At 43.0% G+C, this 23,655-nt stretch carries 15 protein-coding genes and 2 pseudogenes; 7 read left to right on the top strand and 10 right to left on the bottom strand.

The features are described from left to right. Positions 1 to 29: 29 nt before the first annotated feature. The 4 genes from HMPREF1532_RS13255 to HMPREF1532_RS13240 are packed head-to-tail and all read right to left on the bottom strand — an operon-like array spanning position 30 to position 3,935. On the bottom strand, positions 30 to 1,271 hold the full coding sequence (locus HMPREF1532_RS13255) for an ABC transporter permease (protein ID WP_005930370.1): 1,242 nt from the start codon (positions 1,269 to 1,271) through the stop codon (positions 30 to 32). Positions 1,272 to 1,283: 12 nt separating this feature from the next. Continuing rightward, a complete protein-coding gene (locus HMPREF1532_RS13250; protein ID WP_005930368.1) occupies positions 1,284 to 2,576 on the bottom strand; it encodes an ABC transporter permease in 1,293 nt (430 codons plus the stop codon). Between the two features lie 31 nt (positions 2,577 to 2,607). Beyond that, positions 2,608 to 3,216: a GIN domain-containing protein gene (locus HMPREF1532_RS13245; RefSeq protein ID WP_005930366.1), complete on the bottom strand. Its 609-nt coding sequence runs from the start codon at positions 3,214 to 3,216 to the stop codon at positions 2,608 to 2,610. Positions 3,217 to 3,269: 53 nt separating this feature from the next. Beyond that, positions 3,270 to 3,935, bottom strand: coding sequence for an ABC transporter ATP-binding protein (locus tag HMPREF1532_RS13240; RefSeq protein WP_005930364.1), 666 nt, complete (start codon positions 3,933 to 3,935; stop codon positions 3,270 to 3,272). Between the two features lie 435 nt (positions 3,936 to 4,370). Between HMPREF1532_RS13240 and HMPREF1532_RS13235 the strand changes: the two genes are divergently transcribed. Then, positions 4,371 to 6,185 (top strand): hypothetical protein, encoded by a 1,815-nt coding sequence (locus tag HMPREF1532_RS13235; protein WP_005930359.1) that lies wholly within the window; start codon positions 4,371 to 4,373, stop codon positions 6,183 to 6,185. Between the two features lie 168 nt (positions 6,186 to 6,353). Continuing rightward, entirely contained in the window at positions 6,354 to 9,062 is a 2,709-nt protein-coding gene (locus HMPREF1532_RS21965; RefSeq protein ID WP_005930358.1) for a DUF4957 domain-containing protein, read from the top strand. Positions 9,063 to 9,142: 80 nt separating this feature from the next. Here HMPREF1532_RS21965 and HMPREF1532_RS13225 read toward each other — a convergent pair whose 3' ends face one another. From HMPREF1532_RS13225 to HMPREF1532_RS13200, 6 genes and pseudogenes are all read right to left on the bottom strand, one after another. Then, a complete protein-coding gene (locus tag HMPREF1532_RS13225) occupies positions 9,143 to 10,630 on the bottom strand; it encodes a RagB/SusD family nutrient uptake outer membrane protein (protein ID WP_005930356.1) in 1,488 nt (495 codons plus the stop codon). 30 nt (positions 10,631 to 10,660) lie between these two features. Continuing rightward, the gene (locus HMPREF1532_RS13220) at positions 10,661 to 13,720 is read right to left on the bottom strand and encodes a SusC/RagA family TonB-linked outer membrane protein (protein ID WP_005930354.1); all 3,060 of its coding nucleotides are present in this window, start codon (positions 13,718 to 13,720) and stop codon (positions 10,661 to 10,663) included. Positions 13,721 to 13,963: 243 nt separating this feature from the next. Continuing rightward, positions 13,964 to 14,317 (bottom strand): annotated as a pseudogene (locus HMPREF1532_RS21630) (helix-turn-helix domain-containing protein). After that, positions 14,289 to 14,631: pseudogene (locus HMPREF1532_RS13210) on the bottom strand (type II toxin-antitoxin system RelE/ParE family toxin). The pseudogenes HMPREF1532_RS21630 and HMPREF1532_RS13210 overlap by 29 nt, the downstream one beginning before the upstream one ends. A 276-nt stretch (positions 14,632 to 14,907) precedes the next feature. Next, complete coding sequence (locus tag HMPREF1532_RS13205; RefSeq protein WP_005930349.1) at positions 14,908 to 16,155, bottom strand: efflux RND transporter periplasmic adaptor subunit; 1,248 nt, start codon at positions 16,153 to 16,155, stop codon at positions 14,908 to 14,910. 191 nt (positions 16,156 to 16,346) lie between these two features. Further along, complete coding sequence (locus HMPREF1532_RS13200) at positions 16,347 to 17,252, bottom strand: glucosaminidase domain-containing protein (protein WP_005930347.1); 906 nt, start codon at positions 17,250 to 17,252, stop codon at positions 16,347 to 16,349. Between the two features lie 114 nt (positions 17,253 to 17,366). Here HMPREF1532_RS13200 and HMPREF1532_RS13195 point away from each other — a divergent pair, with 114 nt between their 5' ends. The 5 genes from HMPREF1532_RS13195 (at position 17,367) to abc-f (ending at position 23,653) form a co-directional block, all read left to right on the top strand. Continuing rightward, on the top strand, positions 17,367 to 17,849 hold the full coding sequence (locus tag HMPREF1532_RS13195; RefSeq protein ID WP_005930345.1) for a cytidine deaminase: 483 nt from the start codon (positions 17,367 to 17,369) through the stop codon (positions 17,847 to 17,849). Further along, on the top strand, positions 17,849 to 18,691 hold the full coding sequence (locus HMPREF1532_RS13190; protein WP_025819079.1) for a helix-turn-helix domain-containing protein: 843 nt from the start codon (positions 17,849 to 17,851) through the stop codon (positions 18,689 to 18,691). The genes HMPREF1532_RS13195 and HMPREF1532_RS13190 overlap by 1 nt, the downstream gene beginning before the upstream one ends. Positions 18,692 to 19,204: 513 nt before the next feature. Further along, positions 19,205 to 20,581 carry an FAD-dependent oxidoreductase gene (locus HMPREF1532_RS13185; protein ID WP_005930341.1) on the top strand — a complete coding sequence of 459 codons (1,377 nt, stop codon included), beginning with the start codon at positions 19,205 to 19,207 and terminating at the stop codon, positions 20,579 to 20,581. 188 nt (positions 20,582 to 20,769) lie between these two features. Continuing rightward, positions 20,770 to 21,273, top strand: coding sequence for a GNAT family N-acetyltransferase (locus HMPREF1532_RS13180; RefSeq protein ID WP_005930340.1), 504 nt, complete (start codon positions 20,770 to 20,772; stop codon positions 21,271 to 21,273). 784 nt (positions 21,274 to 22,057) lie between these two features. Beyond that, complete coding sequence (gene abc-f, locus HMPREF1532_RS13170) at positions 22,058 to 23,653, top strand: ribosomal protection-like ABC-F family protein (protein WP_005930338.1); 1,596 nt, start codon at positions 22,058 to 22,060, stop codon at positions 23,651 to 23,653. The last annotated feature ends 2 nt before the right edge of the window (positions 23,654 to 23,655 follow it).

The following is a 23,655-nucleotide window of genomic DNA, read 5'->3' as shown; positions in this document are numbered from 1 at the left end:
ACGATTTATAATTTACAATTACAATTCCTTTATTCTTCGCGCAGGGCTTCTGCCGGTTGTATCTTCATAGCTTTACGCGCCGGAATGCCGATGCCTATCACAATCATCAGGACGATGAGAATAAAAGTCAGAACAACGGTGATAATAAAACGGCCGGTCTCCAATGTGGTTCCGTTCATCCAGGAGTTCAGTTCGGCATGAGCCAGATTCCAGTCTATGATAATGGCCGGTACGGTAGCTATCAAAAGCAGTAACAGACCTTCGGACAGAAGGCGGTTGAATATCGTATGGTTCGTTCCTCCCAATGCTTTGTGCAGGGCGATCTCGCTACGGCGCTGTTGTGTACGAAACCAGAAAGTGCCCAACAATCCTAAAAAAATATTCAATAGCAAAAAGACCATACCGAAAATGTAATTACGAAGCTCATTCATAGAAGCTTGTTCGAAATTACGCCGGATATCGGCAAATGAACGAACATCGGCAATAAAAACATTTCCTACCCGGAGCTGCTTCTCGCTATCCGCTTTCAGACGGTTCATAAAATCGACATCCTGTCCTTCTTTCACACGTACACAAAGTTCAAGATGAGTATCATACCAACTGCGGCCTAATTTGTAAAGCATGCAATAAGAAGAAAAAGCCTGTTCATGATCCGAGTAACGTACCGGTTTTAAAGAAGCAGCTAACTTATACGTTTTCGCTGAATCTCCAAACAGATAAAATTGTTTTCCTACCAATGAAGTCAGCTTCACGCCGTATTTCCGTTCATACAAATTATCCGATGCCAGGAAATTCTCTTTCGTAAGCATCTCTGCCAACTGTTCCGGAGTCTCTCCCCTTGTCCCCTGATAACGAAACACTCTCAAGAAATCCGGTGTCACAAACCGGCGGACCACATAACCATAAGACTGCAAAGTATCGTATCTCACTTCCGTCCCGCTATTGCTCCCGTTATACGGATATGAATTTTGCGACAGGCTCACCGCTTCCACTTCCGGACGGCGAGCAATACGGTTGACCAGTTCATCTATTTCTTCGGCAATCAGCGTATCATTCGGTATGAAGTCGGGACTCTTGTCGGTAAGCTGCCCCATGCTCACGAGATAACAGTTTGAAATATCGAATCCGCGCGGTTCGGTATAAACCTTGTACTGCACATAAATATAATCCACAACATACCACATCACTACGCTCACCAACAGCAACTCCGTCGCTATCCAAAGATTGGAGTGCCATTCATTTTTTATCTGTGTAAATAGTTTCTTGTTCATCATTCATTCGATTTAGTGGGTTCTACCTCCCAACGCATTTACAATACTGGTACGTGACGCTTTCCAGGCAGGAAAACCACTGCTTAAAAGATTGAGTACAAAGCAGAAAAGCAACGCATACATAAAAGTGGAAGGCTGCAACAGAATGGAAGCATTTACTTCCGGCGGATTGAGCGTAATGCTATAAGCCTGGGCAAATAGCAATCCATTGCCGAGATAAGCAAACAATATGCTGAAAAGTAATCCCACAGCACCGGCCAGCAAAGTGACCACTAAGTTTTCCATCACAATCTGTCCGATCATCTCCGTGCGGGTACTGCCAAAAGCGCGGCGTACCCCAATCTCGGAAACACGCTGGCGCAAACGGCTCTGTGTCATACTACTCAAGTTAATAGCAGGTACCAGCAACAGAATGATAAAAATAATTACCCGTTGACGCCGGGCCGCCGACAGGTCCGGTTCCCAATTGGCGGCGTAAGCTATCGCCTGCTTTTCCTGATCGTAAGGACGGTTACGATAAATCAACTCATATCCGTTTTCAGCCAACAGATTATTATATTGCAGGCGGACTTTCTCGCATTCTTCACGAATGGCATCGAAATCGTCACGGTCACGTGCCAGAATAGTGGCACTCATCATGCCCATGTGATTGTCGCTCCACGTATCTTGAGCCAGATCGGTAGAAGTATAAGGTATCCATACCTGTGCATAAGCAGCATCCGCCAAAGCTGAAACATCTTTCACCACTCCCGCTACCGTATAAGGCGCATGATTCAACAAAAATTCGCGCCCGGCAGCCTTTGTCGTACCAAACAAATTGCGGGCTACACTTTCAGTGACAACCGCTACCGGACGTCCCGATTCAAAGGCAGCCTGATCATAAGGTTTCCCATCGACAAACGCAAAGTCAAAAACTTGCCAGTAAGTATCATCCGTCTGTTGCATATCTATACTGATGGCAGGTGTACCCGGCATGGAAGCCGGAGTAGTTATGGCAGCAACACAATAAATGGTTACTGCTTCGGGAGTTGTAAGCGACTTGAAACATGCCTTGGCTGTCTGTACACTCATCGGTCCGTTACTGGAACCTCCTCCCCATTCTTTATTGGTAATACTCATAAAGCGTACATGCAGAAAACGGTCGCGGTTGCTCTCAGGCGAGAAAGGGGCTACTTTCACCTGTTGAATCATCACCACCAGCATTATGAGAAAGATGGCAAGCGCCGTACCCAATATGCTGACGAGACTGATGATGGGCTGCTGGCGCAATTGTGCCAATGCTTGTTTGAAATATAGTTTAATCATTTTGAGATCATTTACGATTTGACAAATCCCTCTATTCTCCGACTTGCAGATTACGGGTATTCACACCTCCTATGCCGTCACTGGTGACATCGGCGCTCCGGGCATATCCGGACAACGTCATATGTCCCACTCCATCGGCTTTGGCTACCAGCTTCACACAATGAACATGGACATTTATCTTCCCTACCCCTTCCATTCGGGCACGAAGCGTTTTACACTCCAGATCGGCAATACGGATGGAGCCTACCCCTTTCATATTCAATTCAAGGTCCTTCATTTCCAACTTTTTCTCACAACGGAAAGCACCTACGCCTTCCATATTCACACGGGAGAGGTCGGGAGCCGTAATATAAAATTTCACTCTTTTGGACTTATTGTTCTGCTCTTTGTAAGTAAGGATAAGTTCTCCATTCTTTACCTTTACAAGTACCTTCTCTACAAATTTCCGGGGGCCTTCAATGCGTAGCGAATATTCGGATGACTGTTCAAAATTCACATCGCCCACAGCTTCGAACCGGATGGAAGAGAATTGTGAAACGGACTCATTACGAGTGATCGTTTTGTCGGTCTGCGCTTGTGAGAAAGTGAAAAATGCTCCTAATACAAGCACGATAGTAGTTATGAATATATTTGTTTTCATGATCTGTATGATTTCTTTAAGTTATAAAATGGTCTGCGAGTAGTCCGGGATCATTACTGTATCTGGCGTCCGTCGAAGAAACGAACAGTACGCGAAGTTTGTCTGGCCTGCTCCTCATTATGGGTCACCATCACGATGGTCCGTCCGTCTTCCTTATTCAGACGGTGAAGAAGTTCCATGACTTCAGCCCCCATCTTCGAGTCCAAGTTACCGGTCGGTTCATCGGCAAGAATAATTTCCGGATTACCGATAATGGCACGTGCAACGGCTACACGTTGGCATTGACCGCCGGAAAGTTGTGTAGGGAAATGGCGCATGCGGTGACTCAGCCCTACCTTTTCAAGTACTTCCTGTGCCAGGCGTTTACGCTCACTACTGTTCACATGGCGATAAAGCAACGGAAGCTCCACATTATCCAATACATTCAATGAATTTATCAGATGGAAAGACTGAAACACAAATCCCAAAGTCTTGTTGCGGAAAGCAGCCAACTCTTTATCTTTCATCCCTTCGGTACGGGTACCGTTGATCTCGATCGTACCGGTAGTCGGTGTATCGAGCAATCCCATAATATTCAGTAATGTAGATTTCCCACAACCGGAAGGACCCATAATACTGAGGAACTCACCACGATCCACTGTCAAGTTCACGTTTTCAAGGGCTACCGTTTCAATCTCATTTGTACGGTAAACTTTAGAGAGCGAAGTCAATGTAATCATAACTTTTTGTATTTAATAGAATTTTCAATTTCGTATTTTATCACTAAAAGGATTTCAAATGATATGCCAAAAACATAAATTACTTATATTCTGAATATTAGCTAAAAATGTAGCTGTCCGAAAATGAACACTTTTCGCAAAGGCGGACTATTTACGGATATGAAAATGAACACAACGGCAAACTTTCATAAACAAATGCCAGCATACAGTCTCCCATACAAAAAGTACGGTCCGCTAAAAAGGAAAAAATCCTGTCTTTCTGCTATCGGGTATCTATCTCCGAAAATAAAATGAATGTGGAATTATTGATTATCCATGAGCAATAATTGGTTGCCATCCACTTACAACAGATATTACACACGCGATTAATATAAATCGGGTAATATTGCAAGAAAATAAAAAATAATCTCCAATCATTAACAAAACATGAGAAACATGATGAAAAACATTACTCCCAAACAAGTTTTACGTCAACATGCTCTACTGGGCTGCATAGCGTTACTCCCACTTTCGCCTGTATATTCACAGGCCGATAACCAACAAATCGCTTTTCCGGGTGCCGAAGGCTGGGGACGGTTTGCAACCGGCGGACGTACCACAGATCCCGCTATCGGAAGCAAAGTGTATTACGTAACAAGTCTCGATGATTATCTTTCGTCCGAAGAGCCTATAGAAGGGACACTCCGTTGGGCATTAACCACAGGAGACGATACGCCGCGAACCATCCTCTTCAAAGTGGGCGGCACTATCAATCTTAAAGAAAGATTGAAATGTCCGAGACCGAATGTGACCATTGCCGGACAATCGGCACCGGGTGGCGGCATCTGTATCTCCGGGGCAAATATTTATATCCACAGTAAAAACTTCATCGTACGTTACATCCGCTTCCGTGCAGGAGACCTGTCCGGCAGTAATTATTCGGCATTAGGTATAGAGAACACCGAAAATATAATCATCGATCATTGCTCTTTCAGTTGGTCGATGGAAGAAAACGTGACAATGTACGACAACAAATACACTACTATGCAATGGTGTATATTGAGCGAACCGCTCTATGTATCCAAGCATGATAAAGGTGCACGCGGATACGGTGCCCAATGGGGAGGTGAACACTCTACATTCCATCACAATCTGTTTGCACACTGCGTAGGACGTACTCCATTGGTAAACGGAGCACGTGATAAATCTGCCAGTGGGCACGATGCTTTCGTAGATACGGAAATCATCAATAACGTACACTTCAACTGGGGCAATAAAGGTGCCTTATATGGCGGACAATTACATTCCATCGTAGAGGGAGCTTATTCGCGTACCAACCTCATCAACAACTACTATAAGCCGGGACCGGCTACCAACACTTTTCAAGACCGTTGGTTCGCCGATTGTTCGCACGATGCTTCCAGCGCTACCGGCCTGGGAGAATGGTATATCGATGGCAACATGTTTGAAACAAATGAATATAAGAATGACAAAAACAAAGGAGACCATTCGAAGGTAAACGCCAACAACTGGATATATGCCGATGAAAACAACTCCCAAAAAGCCGTAAACTTGCGTGCCGGCATCGATAAAATAAATGAAATAAAACTCACGGCCCCATCAGCTAACAGTGAGTTGACCATCGAAACAGCAGAAGAGGCTTATCTTAAAGTTATCAAACAGGCAGGAGCACAACTTCCCAAACTGGATGAAGTGGATACGCGTATTCTCGCCGAAGCTGCCGGAGAATTAAAGCCGGTAGACAGAGGAGCGATAAAATGGAATAAAACAGAACCGGATCCCGGCAACATCAAATTTGTGGGTATGATCAATTCACAAGAAGACTTGAAGCCCGCCGATGCAGGCGACAACTGGACTCCCTGGCCGGACCTCACACCGAAAGCCGGTGAAACAGTTCCGACAGATACCGACGGTGACGGTATCCCCGATAGTTGGGAAGAAGCCAACGGACTGGATAAAAACGATCCGGCAGACGGCGGCATCCTCACGGCTAACGGATATTCCAATCTGGAGAATTATCTGAACGGACTGGTCGGTGATACAGGCACTTCTATCGTACGTCCTTTCGTTACGGATCGTGAAGTAGCCGTTCTAAATATCACCGGCATGTCGGGTATACAAGTATATTCTTCGTATCCGCAGGTAAAGAAAAGCGAAATCAGCCTGCCGGCATTGCAACCGGGCATATACATCGTGACCTATATCCTGACCGACGGAAGCCGGCAAAATGAAAAAATCGTTATTACCTAATAAAACAGATAACCTGAGTTCGACATAAAACTTATCCTGCACGGCTTCCCCCTCTTTCCTGAAGAAGAAGAAGCCATACAGCATGATTTTTACAGCGAGTGGAGGTTAAACAGAACTCTAATTTATAATAGATACTCAATGAAAACCAGTAAAACCATCTATCTTCTCATGTTGCTATTATGCCTGCCGGCATCTGTAGCAGCACAATTGCTTCCGGCTTTCCCGGGTGCCGAAGGACACGGCCGATATACAACCGGTGGCCGGGGCGGCAACGTTTACCACGTGACAACCCTTGAAGACAGTGAGGCCAAAGGAACCCTCCGCCATGCTGTCAAGCAAAAGGGAGCACGCATCATTGTTTTCGATGTGGCAGGAACGATCTATCTGAAAAGCGATTTGAAAATCTCCAATGACTACATCACCATTGCGGGACAAACTGCTCCGGGACAAGGTATTTGCATTGCCGACTATCCCGTCATTATCTCAGCCAACGATGTTATCCTCCGCTATCTGCGTTTCCGCGTAGGTACTGAAAGCATAGCCAACGGCGGAGAGCCCGACGGACTCGGTGGTATGGACCGAAAGAACATCATTGTAGACCACTGCTCCATCAGTTGGTCGGTGGACGAATGCTTATCCGTATACGGCTCGGAAAACACCACTGTGCAATGGTGTATCGTATCCGAAAGTTTACGCAGTTCAGGACACAGCAAAGGAGTACATGGTTATGGCGGTAACTGGGGAGGCGCCCATGCTTCCTACCATCATAATCTGATGGCCCACCATGAAAGTCGTGTCCCCCGTCTCGGCCCGCGTCCCGGAACACAGGAACGTGAATATATGGATCTGCGCAATAATGTATTCTATAACTGGGCCGGCAACGGATGTTATGGTGGCGAAGGCATGAAAGTAAATATCGTGAACAATTACTATAAGCCGGGACCGGCTACTCCCAATAGCGCCGTACGTTACCGCATTGCCAAAATCGGTGTCAGAACAACCGCTTATTGTACCAATTCCGACGGTACTCCCAACGCATGGAAACCGATGGAACACGTATGGGGACAATTCTATGTAGATGGAAATGTGATAGAGGGAAACGCCAATGTCACCGCCGACAACTGGACAAAAGGCATCTACGAACAGATCAACAACAAAGAGTGTGACAATACATTCAACGATCAGGTAAAGGCAGAGATGAAACTGAGTGCGCCGCTCGAAACCGAATTTGTGACCACCCATACCGCAGAACAGGCTTTCAAGCAAGTCTTGCTTTATGCCGGATGTTCGAAAGAGAGAGACATCATTGACGAACGTATCGTTAAAGAGACAGAAACAGGTACGGCCACTTACAAGGGAAGTGTTTCATCGGATGCCTCCAAGAAACCGGGGCTCATCGACCGGCCTACCGACGTAATGCCCGCCGGAGCTTCCAGCCCTTGGCCTGAATTAAGTGATGGCGGCGTGACTGCCGACCAACTCAAGGATACGGACGGAGACGGTATGCCCGATGTATGGGAAACTGCCAACGGGCTGAATCCCAATGACTCCTCTGACGGAAAAACATCCACGCTTAGCAAAGAAGGTTACACCAATCTTGAAGTATATCTCAACAGCCTTGTTGCAGACATTACAGAAAAACAAAACCAAGAAGGCGATGACGGTGGCGATACCCCGGGGCTCATCAACGTAACTCCCTCTACCTTAAAAATCGTTTTCGATGCAGCAGCTGACGGAAGCGTATTATTGCTCGCCAACGGAGAATATACCGAAGCAATCGGTATCCCCGGAGGGCGCGCCATCACCCTGAAAGCGGCAGAAGGGGCTGCACCGGTATTGAAATTCAACAATGAGATCTCCGGAAAAAGCGAAAAGGACGGTAGTCTGGTCTTTGACGGATTGACAATCGAGCCGGCCAACGTGAACTACTTTATCAGTCTGAGTGAAGGTGCATACCTCCGGTCGTTGCAATTCAAAAACTGCCGTATCGAAACCTCCAAACGCGGACTGATGACGATAAGCGGTAAAGGCGTAAACGGAGAATTGATAATAGACAACTGCATTGTGCACCCCGACCAGGCAACAGGTTATAGTTACATCTACAACAATGGCGGAGCCACACAAAAAGTAGTGATCACTCATTCCACCTTTTACAACTATCCGCAAGAACATCTGTTTTGGACGCGTAACTACGGCGAAGCGCTCGATTTCACCTTTACCTTTGAAAACAATACCGTAAGCAGATGGTCCAAAGGCGGTAAAAGCAGCACCAACACATTCAGTTTATGCAAGATAGAGGAAACAGCATTCAACGGTACTTATACATTCCGAAACAATCTGATAAACGGTGCTTATCCGGGAGCTGATTTTACGCCATCCGTACTCAACACTACAAGTAAAGGTGTCCTGCTCGCCGAGAAAAATCTCATTGCCGGCTTCGAAAGCTATCTTTGTGACAACATAGGGAGTAAAACCGTCAATGACCTAACTTTAGGAGAAGGAATCCTCTCCGGACTGACTACAATCGATTTTCCTGACGTGGACAACGGAGATTTCAGTATCGACAGTAATTCCCCTTTAGCCGGTGCAAGCACCACCGGAGGCGTTATCGGTGATCCACGCTGGCTGAAAGGAAGCGGAACCGGCATCGGAAACAAACCGGTAGATGAAATCACCGCTTATGTATCGGCCCATACAGTCTATGTAGAAGGAATCTCCGGGAACAGTTATATTGAAGTATACACCTATGCCGGAACAATGATCCGCAAACATGAAACATCCGGTACGGAAACCTCTTTCGATCTACCCTCGGGAAACTACATCGTGAGAATAGCTACCAAAAATACGATAAGTATCCGAAAAATACTGGTACCTTAACCCCAAGCAGTATAACCGGCAAAGGCCTGTACTTACCATATAGAAAGTACAGGCCTTTGTTACTTTATAAGCAGAACAGACTAACGAGGATTCTGCTCCATATTCGGATTCGCATCTATCTCCGTCTGCGGAATAGGTAATGCTACCCTCGGATCAGACGGAGTAATAACCGCCGCATCAGCTACGGAAGCCAAATGCCAACCGCCTGTACGATTCACGGATAATCCGTTTCTCATGGCATCAAAAAAAGCGTGTCCCTCTCCTACCAGTTCTTTTCTACGTTCTTTCAGAATACGCTCCAGACTTAATTCCGATTCTTTTACCGACTTCACGGGATTGGCACGACTTACTATCGCATTGAGACAATCCAAAGAAAATTTCAGGTTTTCTGCTCCCCCTAACTTAAACGCTGCTTCAGCAGCATTCAGATAGACTTCGGAAAGGCGAATGATGCAAATATCGTTGTCTTGCGGATTATCGCCCGTTTTACCCGGATATTTGTTCAGATACTTAGGATAACCGGTAGAGCCTTCGGGCAATATATCTTCATCCGGCTTTTGCGGCAGGCAGTTCAGTGCATGCCGCACATCATCGGGGTCTTCTCCCAGCAAATCGAGAAAAGCCTTGGTAAGCACCAGATTATTCCAGTCTTTCACATTATCGGCATAAACCATCGGAGCCCCTTCACCTCCGGTACCGCCATCAGGTTCCGAAAGAGTATAGTAAAACTCAAAGAGAGATTCCGAATTAAAATCTTTTCCCCATACGGTGGGATATTCATCGTGTGTGAACAGGTTGTACAATCCTCCGTTATTCATTACTTCTTTGGCCAGTTCGAGCGCCTTTTCATTATTATTCATGTAAAGGTAAACACGTGAAAGTAATGCCTTGACACTCCACACATTAAGATAACCATCTTTTTTGCCGGTAGACAATGCGGAAAGATCCAAAGCACCGGTCATATCGTCAATCACCTGCCGGTAACATTCGGCCACCGTATTACGGGAAGGCTGATGGGTAGGCAGCGTAGTTTCAGTCTCGATAGGCACTCCTAAAGACGCACCGTTGTTCAATGTATAAGGCATAGCAAACAGACGGGTAAGATCAAAAAGAGCCAATCCGCGCAAAGCCAACGCCTCGGCTTTGATACAATTGAGTTCAGTAACATTATCCGTGGCTACCGCACCGGATTCTATTCTCTCCAAAAGACTGTTTGCCTGATGAATCACGATATAAGGCTGATTCCATACACGTGTAATATTCAAGGCATCATCTGCCGTTACATTAAATTCATAATAAGGCGACACACGTTTGCCGGGCCCTTTACTGATACGCGCCTGGACATCTTCGCCCCGGCAATCGGCATAATAGAGATAGTTATCGCCATAATAGCTGTGCGAAGCTGCAATACGATAAATGCCGTTCAAAGCAATCTGTGCCTCTTCAAGCGTACGGATGGCTTGTTCGGAGGTAACGGAAGTAGACGGATTCAAATTCAGCCAATCGCCGGAACAGGAAGAATAAAAAAAGGATGTGGCCGCGAATATATATATAAATATACGTTTCATATATCTGAAAATTAATAAGAATTGAAAAAATCAGAAAGTTATCTCAACACCAAAATTAAAAGTACGCATAGCGGGAGCTTCACAGAATACCTCACCGTTAACCGGTACTTCAGGATCATACTGCTTCCACTTGGCCCACGTCAGCAGGTTACTGCCGGAGAAGTAGATACGTGCATTTTCTATCAGAGCTTTCCGCGTCCATTGTCCCGGCAACGTGAAACCGATTGTCAGATTCTTAAGCCGGATATGGTCAGTACTGTGAATATAGCGGGACGAGTTTTGCGGACCGGCGCTTTGCTCCAACACGAAACGGGGCACATCAGTTATATCTCCCGGTTTCTGCCAACGGTCTAAAGCATATACGGGCAAATTGTATGACTTCTCTTGACTGCCATCAGTCTCTATCAGTGTACCTGTTTTATCGAAAGAATAACCGCCCAATGAATAGGTAAAGGTAAGTCCCAGATCAAACCATTTGTAAGAGATGATATTGGTGAATCCTCCCGAAATCTTCGGATCGGCAGATTTATACGGGATGGCTTGCGCCTTGGAAGCATCATCGGTCTTTTCTTTATTATAATTACCCTGTTCATCTTGCGTATTCAGATAATAAAGGGCTTTTCCGGTCATCGGATCTACTCCGGCAAACTCTTTCACATAGAAACTATTATAAGGAAGACCGATCTTATGGATAAACCAGGAACCCTCGATAGACTGTGTCATATCTCCATCCAGTGTCACGATCTTATTACGGTTGTGCGTCAGGTTCAAGACCGATGTCCAGTTAAAGTCCGGACTGGCAAAGTTGATGGTACGTAACTCGAATTCCACTCCTTTGTTGTTGAGCTGACCGATATTTGCCAGATAATTCAGGAAACCGGTGGTAGCACTGATAGGACGATTGTAAAGCAGGTCTTTGGTATCGCGGTTATAGTATTCGAGGCTCACAAAAATACGATTGATAAAAGCCAGATCAAGACCGATATTGAGATTGTAATTCTTTTCCCACTTCAAACCGGGATTGGCTTGTGCAGATTCATACGAGCCTGCGGCTCCCATATAATTCTGTCCGTAACTGTACAATCCCATATATCCGTAAAAAGCTCCCGGCTGATTACCATTGACACCATAGGAAGCCCGGATTTTCACATCATTCAATACCGGTTTCACAGCGTTCATAAAAGACTCATTGCTCAGATGCCACATACCGGAGACAGACCAGAAATCTCCCCAACGGCTTTCCGGTGCCAGACGTGAACTACCATCGCGACGGTAACTGCCGGCAATGTAGTAACGGTCATCATAATCATAATTCAAGCGGGAGAGGTAAGAAATCATTCTGTATGCCTGCGTAGAAGAAACAAAACTTTTCAATACGGCAGCATTATCCGGTTCGAGCAATACATCTGAGGGTAGTTTGGACTTCTCTCCCATCGCTTTATCGCTCTGATAGCTTTCCAGTTCATAAGCAGCCAGTACATCAAGATGATGTTTGGCGGCAAATGTACGGGTATAGTTTAATGAAGTAGACGACAATAGCTTACCATATTCGGTAAACCCCTTCGAAGTCTGGGCATCACTTCCGCTCTTCGGTCCTGCCCCACTAAGAGGATTCAGGTAACGGGAATCTTTCTGTACGGCATAATCATAGCTCAGGGTCTCTTTCAACTTCAATCCTTTAATGATATCTACAGAAGCGTATCCGGTAGAGAACATACGTGTTATACGGCTTCGGTTATAATCAGTACGGATGTCGCGAAGCGGATTCACATTGGTGCCGGCATAAGAGCCTACATAATTGCCAGAAGCATCGCGTACCGGCATGGAAGGCGTGGCAGATACCGCTACACAAAGAAACGGATTGATGTTGGAACCGCGCTCTTCATTCATCTCCTGATTCATCTGGGTGAACATCATATTCCCTCCTACTTCGGCCCGGCTACCTATCTTCTGCGTCATGTTCAGACGGGCGGAATAGCGATCCAAGCTGGAATTCTCCACTAATCCTTCCTGTCGGTTGAAACCAAGAGAAGCGTAGAAAGTAGTACGTTCATTTCCTCCCGAAGCAGAAACTTCGTAATTCTGATTATGGGCGGTACGAATCAATTCTTTCCGCCAATCAGTATATCCTAATTCCGGTATTCCTGCATACGTATCGATGTTGGCGTTGGCATACTCTTCGGGAGATTCTAATCCCTGATCTACAGCAGAATTATACAAACCTTCGTAAATCATCTCACGACGCTGTTCCCCATTCAATGTAGGACGGAAGTTGACGGCGGCATTAGAGAAACCTCCACTGGCACTCAAAGTAACTTTAGTACGTCCTGCCGCTCCTTTCTTTGTAGTAATCAGGATCACTCCATTCGCAGCACGCGATCCATAAAGAGAAGCGGCGGCGGCATCTTTTATCACTGTGATATTTTCAATATCAGCAGGATTAAGCGTGCTCATCACATTGGTTTTGGCATTATTCATATAAGCAGCATCAGCACCCGTACCGGCACCCATATTACCGGAAGTGACCGGTACGCCATCAATGACGAACAGAGGTTCGTTAGATGCATTGAACGACCCCATACCACGGATACGAATACTCTGATTGGCGCCCGGCTGGCCGGAACTGGAAGTGATGTTCACTCCCGTTGTCATTCCCTGCAATTTCTGTTCAACAGAAAGTACCGGCACGTTTTTCAGCATATCGGCCCGTAAAGTATTGGCCGAACCGGTAAAAGACGACTTTGAGAAATTACCATATCCTGTTACCACCACCTCGTCCAAACTCAGTGATTCGGGACGTAACTCCACATTCAATACTCCACTTTTCGGCACTCTTACCTCTATCGTTTTCATACCGACATAGGATACAACCAGAATTTTATCCGATGGCTCCACATGTAAGGTATAGCGACCATCCATATCCGTCACTACTCCCCGACTCGGTGCTCCTTTTACAGAAACGGTAGCCCCGATAAGTGGCTGTTTGTCGTCTGATGATGTCACCACACCTTTTATTTCCAATTGTTGTGCCTGAACATGTATACCACACAGGCAACTCAGTACAAACAATACTACTTTAAAGTTTCTCATTGGTTAATTATTTTAAATCTACAAACACCTATTTGCGCTTGTATACCTCAATAATTGTACCTTAAAGGCGTTGAAGAAACAAATTAATTCTAAACGTCAGTAAATAAAAACATTAATTATTCAAGGAAAACTAAGAAATGAAAAAAGGGCTGTAGATTCAGTCCACATATTTGTGGAATAATTCCACAGTCCATTAGAAAAAATACAGTTCAACTGTTACATCCTTAATAAAATATTATGTCTCTAATCGTTATTATAAGAAAATAAAAAATCAAACCTGTTACGTAACAGAAACCACATGGCAGGAGTCAACTCAACATTCAATCCCAAAGTGGAAGCAATACGATAAAAGGTAGAAACCTTAGGTTCTGTCTTTCCCGTTTCCACACGAGAAATATAAGATTTATTAGTTCCTATCTTTTCGGCAAATTCTGCCTGTGTCATGTTTGCTTTCTTCCTTGCCTCTTCAATTATCTATCCGGTAGAGAAAGCATTCGCCCTATCTTCGGCAGCCTTACGCTCCGGAGTCCCTTCTTTGCCAAACACAGTATCCAACTGTACATCGACATCAAACATCTTTAGTTCTTTTTCGCTCATTATATTCTTTCTTTAGTTTTAATGCTTTATCAATTTCTCTATCTGGTGTTTTCTGCGCCTCTTTTTGAAAACCATTGAACAATACAACAATATGTTCCTCATCATAACAGAAAAAAATCCGATGGATATTATCTTATCACTCTATCCTTAACTCATATAAACCATCTTTGAAAAACTTCACGTACTTTGCCGGTAGTCTATCTTGAGTTTTTAATAAGAGTAATCCATATAGGACTTTTTCTTGCATATCTTTATCCAGAATATCAAAAAAAATCTTTATAGTAGTTTTTGTATGCTATTATCTTTCTGTTCATACAGCAAAGACAGAAGAAGTTTATCAATTGAGTAACTTTTTAATAAATATTTTAGAGCTATACACAAAAATAGCGGTAACTCCATTGGAACTACCGCCAAATATCCTATTTTTTTACATCAAAATTATATCCTCATATTTTTTTGATAAAGAAGCGTTTTAATGTCCTTTATTTCCGATTTGAAGGGAGCTTTATAATTATTCAAATTCTTTTGATCTCTTATTTATTATCCCCACTCCATATAAAAGGCACTTTCATTTTGGCAAGAAATATCCTCTATTTTAGCTTCAGTTTCGTTTTATTCTTATACTGGCTCATATCGCTCACTACCACCCGATCGCCCGGCTGCAATCCGCTCACCACCTCTACAAATTCAAAATTCGAATCACCCAACTGCACTTTACGTTTCACAATTTCATCATCCGATGTCATTACGAACAAATCATATTCACCACGTCCCACATAGTAAGAGGCATTGGCAATACGCATCACGTCTTCTTTCACAGCATTCATCACATATACATCCGTCTTCAGTCCCGAACGCAAACGGCGGTTATTGTCATCCATCAATTGTACAGAGAAAGAGATTACCCCGTTTTTAGACAAGGGAGTCACACTGCTGACCACTCCTTCCAGCTTTTCCGTACCGATTTTCACGATCGCTTTTCCACCGGCAGCCACACGGTCACCATAAGTATCCGCTATTTCACCCTCTACCTTGAAATGACTTAAATCGGAAATAATAGCTACCTGACCACCTTGAGGAACCTGAGCACCCACTTGATTATTAATATAAGTGAGAATGGCCTTACGCGGTGAACGAATCTGCGCATCATCCAATGTACGTTTCATCTCGGCAAGATTCTTCCGGAAAATGTTGAAATCGAGTTCCTGCACTTTCAGCTCGGCGGCAGCAACTTCCTTTTCATTATCATACTGTTGTTTGAGCTGTTCATATTCGAGTTGGGCTACATTATAACTCAGTTCAGCCTGACGTACTTTATCGGTAGTACCGGCACCCAGGCTATCCAGATAATGTTCGTTGCGAAGCTCTACCTTCATCCGGTTCAACTTCATGGCAGACACTTTAATCTGCATAGCCATATCAGAAAGTTTCGTCTGGTTATTGACACGAAGCTGCTCCAATTTATAACGTCTCATCTCTTCTTCATCGAGCAGTTTTTTATACTCCGTTTCCGTACTTTGCAAATCGAGCTTCAAAATCGGTGTTCCCACATCCACACTGTCACCACCACGACGATAGACTTCAACAATACGGCTATTGATGGGAGACGTGATAATCTCTTCGAAAGCAGGTGCCACCTTCCCCGATGCACTGACACTGACTTCAATCGTTCCTTGATCAACGGCAGAGAGTATAATGTCTTTTTTCTTCACTCCCGTACGCATCAGGGAAATCAGAATACTGATAACCACAACAATCGTGACAGCAATAGCTGAAAAACGGATAATCTTTTTATTACGCTCTTTCTTGCGTATCTCTTTGGGAATTTCTCTGTCCATCTTATATTTATTTAGGAATTATGATTTATGAATGATGGCTTATAAATCATCAGTCATCATTCGCTATCAGGGATACCAAATCCGTGCCAAATTCATAATCATCTGAAAACAAGATAAAAAAGAAAAAGACAGGGTGTTCGTTTTCGAACACCCTGTACGAATTTAGAGAATCATAAGGCATAAATAACCGACTATCTCAACCTTAAACGGTCACCAACTTCCGGAATATAATCACCGTCTTTCCGGTTCATTTTATAAAGATTCTTCAAACGAATACCGTATTTCTGCGAAATGGTATGCATCGAGTCTCCATCCTTCACTATATATACATTATACTGCTTCGGAGCCTTTTTCTTTTTCGCCTTCAAATAGATAATATCCCCCTGTGTCAGCGTATAATCGCGCTGCAGATCATTGTATTTTACCAGTTTCTTCCAACTGATCCCGAACTCATCACCCAGTTCTTTAAAAGTATCGCCGCTACGGGCAACCACATAAGCAATATCATTGGCGATGTATACCGGATGCGGATTCAGCAACCACGGGTGCTTTCTTAATTTCCGTTTTGAGTAGACTCCCTGAGCATCATATTTATACAAATCATAATCTTCGATAATCGTAATCAAACGATTAGCATAGGAAGGATCTGTGGCATAACCGGCTTTCTTCAATCCGCGTGCCCACCCTTTATAATCGGTTATGTCGAGTTTAAAAAGAAAGGCATAACGAGCCCCCCGGGTAAGAAACGTAGAATGATCTTCATAAGAATCCCTCGGATTTTTGTAAGCGCGAAAACATTCCTGACGGGCATCATCGTCGTGTCGCACCGTACGGCCTTTCCAACTTCCCCCACACTTGATACCAAAATGATTGTTACTCTTACGTGCCAACTCACTCATTCCCGCACCGCTCTCGAGCAACCCTTGTGCCAACGTGATGCTGGCAGGAATTTTGTGTTCTTTCATCTGCTCTATGGCAAGATCCTTGTATTTATCGATATAAGTCACATAACGTGAGTTCCGGCGTTGAGCCTGTGCACCCACAGAGCAAACAAGCACAATAGTCACTACAATAAGTCTGAGAAGTCTTTTGTCCATTTTATAAATAGATAATGTGAGTTAAATGCCACAAAAATCATAAAAATAATTGGGATTATCAATCTCTTTCCTAACTTTGTAACATTAATTGTAGAACAAAAACCCTTGATAAAGATGAAAGACCTGACGATTACCAGTACTATCAAAGTATATGAGTTTGATGAACTTACTAAAACGGATCAGGCTCTGATGACGGCTGCCATGGAAGCAACCGGCCGTAGCTATGCTCCTTATTCCAAGTTTTCCGTAGGTGCCGCCGCCCTTCTTGCCAATGGCACTGTAGTGACCGGAACCAATCAGGAAAACGCCGCTTATCCATCGGGGTTGTGCGCCGAACGTACTACTTTGTTCTATGCCAACTCACAATATCCGGATCAGCCGGTAACTACGCTTGCCATTGCCGCCCGAACGGAAAAAGATTTTATCGATCTCCCGATCCCACCATGCGGGGCGTGCCGACAGGTGATACTGGAAACTGAAAAACGTTACCAACGGCCCATTCGCATTCTTCTCTATGGGAAAAAAGCCATTTATGAGGTAAAAAGTATCGGCGTACTGTTGCCTCTTTCATTTGACGCCTCAGCAATGAAAGTATGATGACTCAACAATTCAATACCAAATTAAAAGGTAAGCTCGTTCTTACCGATTCTTATCACGCAGACAAAACTCTGCAAAAAGAAAAGAGCCTTTACAAATTTATCTGGGTAAGAAGCGGAAGTATAACGCTGGAAATAGACCACCAGGAAATAATGCTTGCAAAAAATGAGATAATCTCCCTTTCCAACTTGCAGCATCTGGAATTTAAATCTATTGACGGAGACTATCTGACTTTGTTGTTCAACAGCAACTTTTACTGTATTTATGGCAATGACCACGAAGTATCCTGTAGTGGATTCTTATTCAACGGTTCTTCGCATGTGATACGTTTCACATTGAACGAAGCGGAACAGAAAACCCTGAATGACATTGCCGACACCCTCTGTAAAGAGTTTTCCGTCACAGACAATTTGCAGGAGGAAATGCTTCGTATACAATTGAAGCGTTTCATTATTCAAAGTACACGCATTGCACGCCATCGATTGAATATTACTCAAGAAAAAGAGTATAGTTTCGAAATTATCCGCCAGTTCTTTATTTTGGTAGATACCCATTATCGGGAAAAGAAACAAGTGCAGGATTACGCGGATATGCTGCATAAATCCCCGAAAACACTATCGAATATTTTTTCAACTTGCAAACTCCCCTCCCCACTCCGTATCATTCATGAACGGATAGAGGCTGAGGCTAAACGTCTCTTATTGTACAGCACAAAGAGTTCCAAAGAAATAGCCGATCTGTTAGGTTTTGAAGATCAGTCTTCATTCAGTCGTTTTTTTAAGAATATGACCGGACAAAGTACCGTTCAATTCCGTAATGAAGCTGAAAAACAAGAAAAATAGTAGAATAGAAATTACACAGATAAAGAAGCCGGAAACAATTTATAGATATTCAACAAATCATACAATAAAAGGCTTCTCTTTTACGTCGAACCCACACATATTGTAACTTTTTATAAAACCCCCATCGTTTTCTCGTAAAGAAACGTTTCGTTTCTCTACGAGGAACGAGTGGTTTCTCTACGAGTTTCAACCAACTCCTCTACGAGAAAAAATTCTTTTATATAACATGCTATAAACCAAGATATTACAATCCACAAACGTTGTATATCATTTTAACCATACAATTATCATTTCACATCTGCGTTTCACCGTTACTTCACATCTTAAATGCTTACACAAACAATTCTTATTGATACACAGTTATTTAATGAATTTAATTTATTATGGTTAAAAATACCTTTTATTCATCGAACTGGCTTCAATCACACTCACCGTTCTCATTCAACAATCGAAACAAATGTCATCTTCCAAATGTTATGTTCTAAATAATAACCTCTTAAAAAGACAAGAATTATGAAACAATATGATGCAATTATTATAGGTTTCGGCAAAGGTGGAAAGACATTAGCTGCCGAACTGGCCAATCGTGGCTGGAAAATAGCCCTGATAGAACGCTCTGACAAAATGTATGGCGGTACGTGTATAAATGTAGCTTGTATACCAACCAAGGCTTTGATACATGAAGCAGAAATATCCGGAATTATGTATCAGGGGGATTACAAAAAGCAAAGTAACTTTTATAAATTAGCCATTGCCCGTAAAGACAAATTAACCTCATTCCTGCGTGACAAGAATTTCGATGACCTGGCCAACCGTCCGAACGTAACGATCTATACCGGAACTGCTTCCTTTATATGTCCTGACACAGTAAAAGTAACACTCCCCGATGAAGAAATAGAATTGCAAGGAAAAGAAATTTTCATCAATACCGGTTCTACGAGTATTATCCCCGCCATCGACGGTATCCGTGATAGCAAGCGGGTGTATACCAGTTCAACCTTACTGGATATGGAACTACTTCCCCAACACCTCATTATTGTAGGCGGTGGATATATCGGACTTGAATTCGCATCTATGTATGCCGAATTCGGAAGTAAAGTAACCATCCTGGAAGGGGGCAGATTCTTCATGCCGCGTGAAGACCGGGATATTGCCAACAGTGTACGGGAGGTTCTGGAAAGAAAAGGTATCGAAATCCGTTTGAATGCCCGCGCACAATCAATTCATGATACGGCCAACGGCGTTACGCTGGCCTATACGGACGCTTCGGACGGTACTCCTTATTTTATAGATGGAGATGCCATCCTATTGGCAACAGGACGTAAACCGATGATCGACGGATTAAATCTTCAAGCAGCAGGCGTACAAGTCGATTCACAAGGTGCAATCATCACAGATGTACATCTGCATACTACCACTCCGCATATATGGGCGATGGGAGATGTGAAAGGAGGTCCGCAATTTACTTATGTCTCTTTGGACGATTACCGGATTATTCGTAACAAGCTATTCGGTGACAAAGAACGGACAACGGAAGATCGCAACCCGCTTGCTTACTCTGTATTCATAGATCCTCCTTTGGCACACGTCGGTCTCACGGAAGAGGAAGCCATAAAAAAAGGTTATTCATTCAAAGTATCCCGTTTACCGGCAACAGCCGTAGCGCGTGCCCGCACATTACAAAAGGTAGATGGCATGCTGAAGGCAATCGTCGATGCGCACACCGGAAAAATCATGGGATGTACTTTATTCTGTGCAGATGCATCGGAAATGATCAATATCGTCAATGTAGCCATGAAGTCCGGACAACATTACAGCTTCCTGCGTGATTTTATTTTCACGCATCCGAGTATGAGCGAAGTCCTGAATCAATTATTCACATTCGATTAAACAGGAAACTTAAAAACTTTTTTTTTAAATTCCTCAAACAACACCTGTGCCTGCCTGCTTAAATTATCGGCAAGTGCAGGTGCTATTTTTACTATTATAGGGTAAGATTCCTTTCTTTTTTCTATTTTTGCAACAAGACTTTTTCATTTCAAAGAATTATCACAGTAAGACGTTATTTATAAAACAATATGCAACTGACATTTCGAAAAGCAACCACCGAAGATGCTGCCAGAATATGGGAAATCATCTTGCAAGCCAAAGCACAAATGCTTCGGCAAAACAAACAGCAATGGGACGAAACATATCCTTTACCGGAAAATATAGCTAATGACATTCGTAACGGTTATGCCTATGTATTGTGCAGTGAAGCCGATATCATAGCTTATGCCGCAGTAGTCTTTGACGGGGAACCTGCCTATAATTCCATTGACGGTAGCTGGTTAAGCGAACAACCTTATGTAGTTGTTCATCGGCTGGCCGTTGCCAATGAAATGAAACAAAAAGGAATCGCCTCTCTATTTATGCAGAAAGTAGAAGAGCTAAGCCGCAGTCAAGGCATTCATAGTTTCAAAGTAGATACCAATTTTGATAATTTCTATATGCACAGAATGTTAGAAAAGTTAGGATTCAGTTATTGTGGTGAAATATTATATCAAAGAGGAAGCCGCATGGCATATGAGAAACTTTTATAAGTAATGATAAAAAGCAATTTGACACAACTGAAGTTGCTAATTTGACAAGTACAGGAAAGAGTCATTTTTCGAACCAATAGGGGATATTCCATACCGGGAGACAAATACAAATGGCGTTAACCACTGTATATCAAAGAATTAATCACTTATTTAATAAACAATTAAACTGATATTCTTAGCCTGTAAGAATACGCTTTTAATACTGTGTTAAATACGTATTCTTGTTGGTAAGAATACGCTTCTTTACAGGTAAAGAAATTAATGTTTTGCAACGGAAGAAACCATATGCCGAAAACAGGATTAACAATGTTAAAATCAGACGTGCGATTTTCTCACTATATAAACCATCGATCTGTTTTAAAAGTTTTCCTATCCTCCAAGGGTAGATGTTCTTAAGCTCCACATGTTTGAAATGGATTTCAATCAAAAATCTTTTTCCAAACTAATCAGAATGAGTCTTTCACGCCTTAGCGACTATATTTAATATGAGTCGACCTTAAAATTGTCCGTGAAATTAGTAGGAAATTAAATATTGATACTAATATAGTGTTGGGAGTTTCATTTTTTATCTTACCTTTGCCCCCGGAATTAATTAAACTACTCCGATGAGAATATCCAAGTAAGACAACACATTTCGGTAAACATCACTTTTTACATGCTATTTTTCTATCGACACTGAGCATCACAAACGTGTATGTTTGGCCACTATTGTGTTTATCTCTCTCCTCCCTACTTTTTCGTGATGACCAATCCCAGTCTTTAAACTTTCAAAACCATAATCAGCATGAGTATATCCATTCAAAAAATCACATACATACACGCAGATAAAGATATTCTATTCAAAGACCTCGATCTATCTGTAAATAAAGGACAAAAAGTAGCATTAATCGGTAATAACGGATCAGGGAAATCAACTCTCTTACAGATTATTGCGGGATGGCTTCCCCCTTCATCGGGTACAATCATTCGTCCGGATGATTTATATTACATCCCTCAACACTTCGGACAGTACGATAATCAGACTATTGCAGAAGCATTGCAGATAGATACGAAAATTAGAGCACTACATGCTATCCTGAACGGTGATGCTTCCGTAGAAAACTTTCATATTCTGAATGATGACTGGAATATTGAAGAGCGGGTACAAACTGCATTAGTTTCTTGGGGAATACATGATAAATCAACGTCACAATCGATGTGCGAACTGAGCGGCGGAGAAAAAACACGGGTGTTTCTGGCAGGTATGGAAATACATGCCCCTTCTGTCATCCTGTTGGATGAACCGACCAACCACCTGGATACAGAAGGCAGAAAACAACTCTATGAATTTGTGAAAAGGACCTCTTCTACTTTGATTATCGTCAGCCACGACCGGACACTGCTCAACTTACTGAATACTACCTGCGAACTTACCCGGAGCGGCATAAACGTATATGGAGGAAATTATGAATTCTACAAAGAACAGAAAGGTATCATGATGAATGCTTTACAGCAGCAACTCGAAGAAAAAGAGAAAGAATTACGTCTGGCTAAGAAAACAGCCAGAGAAATGGCAGAACGAAAAAATAAACAAAACGTACGTGGAGAAAAAGCGAATATAAAAAAAAGGATTCCTCGCATAGCAATGAATACCCTAAAAGATAAAGCAGAAAAAAGTACAACCAAACTAAATAACATACATGCCGAAAAATCAGAGCAACTGACAAATGAAATGAACCGACTCAGAAATACCCTTACCGGTACGGCAGCGCTAAAAACTGATTTCAATGCTTCTTCGCTACATACCGGTAAGATATTGATTACGGCCAAGGATATCAATTTCAGTTATAACAATAATGACGCATTATGGAAAGAATCCTTGAGTTTTCAGCTAAAAAGCGGTGACCGTCTCTGTATCAAAGGAGTAAATGGATCGGGAAAAACAACTTTATTGAAACTCATTACCGGAGAGATTGTCCCCACACAAGGGAGCCTTTCCCGTATAGACTTCAAATACGTTTACCTCAATCAGGAATATTCCATTATTAAAAATGACAAGAGTGTCCTCGAACAGGCGGAAACCTTTAATAGTCGTAATCTACCTGAACATGAAATAAAAACCATACTCAACCGCTACCTGTTTCCGGCAACCGTATGGGACAAATCTTGCCGGAAATTAAGTGGCGGTGAAAAGATGAGACTTGCTTTTTGCTGTCTGATGATCAGTGACAATACTCCGGACATGTTCATTCTGGATGAGCCTACGAATAATCTGGATATTCAAAGCATCGAAATCATCACGGCGACAATCAAAAATTATACAGGCACGGTAGTTGTGGTTTCTCACGACAAATATTTCGTGAATGAAATAGGTATTGAAAATTTTCATACCTTTGTCTGAAA

Source organism: Bacteroides salyersiae WAL 10018 = DSM 18765 = JCM 12988 (genome assembly GCF_000381365.1).
GTDB classification, from domain to species: Bacteria; Bacteroidota; Bacteroidia; order Bacteroidales; family Bacteroidaceae; genus Bacteroides; species Bacteroides salyersiae.
Note: the sequence above shows the minus strand (reverse complement) of the source record. Positions and strands in the feature narration are given on the sequence as shown.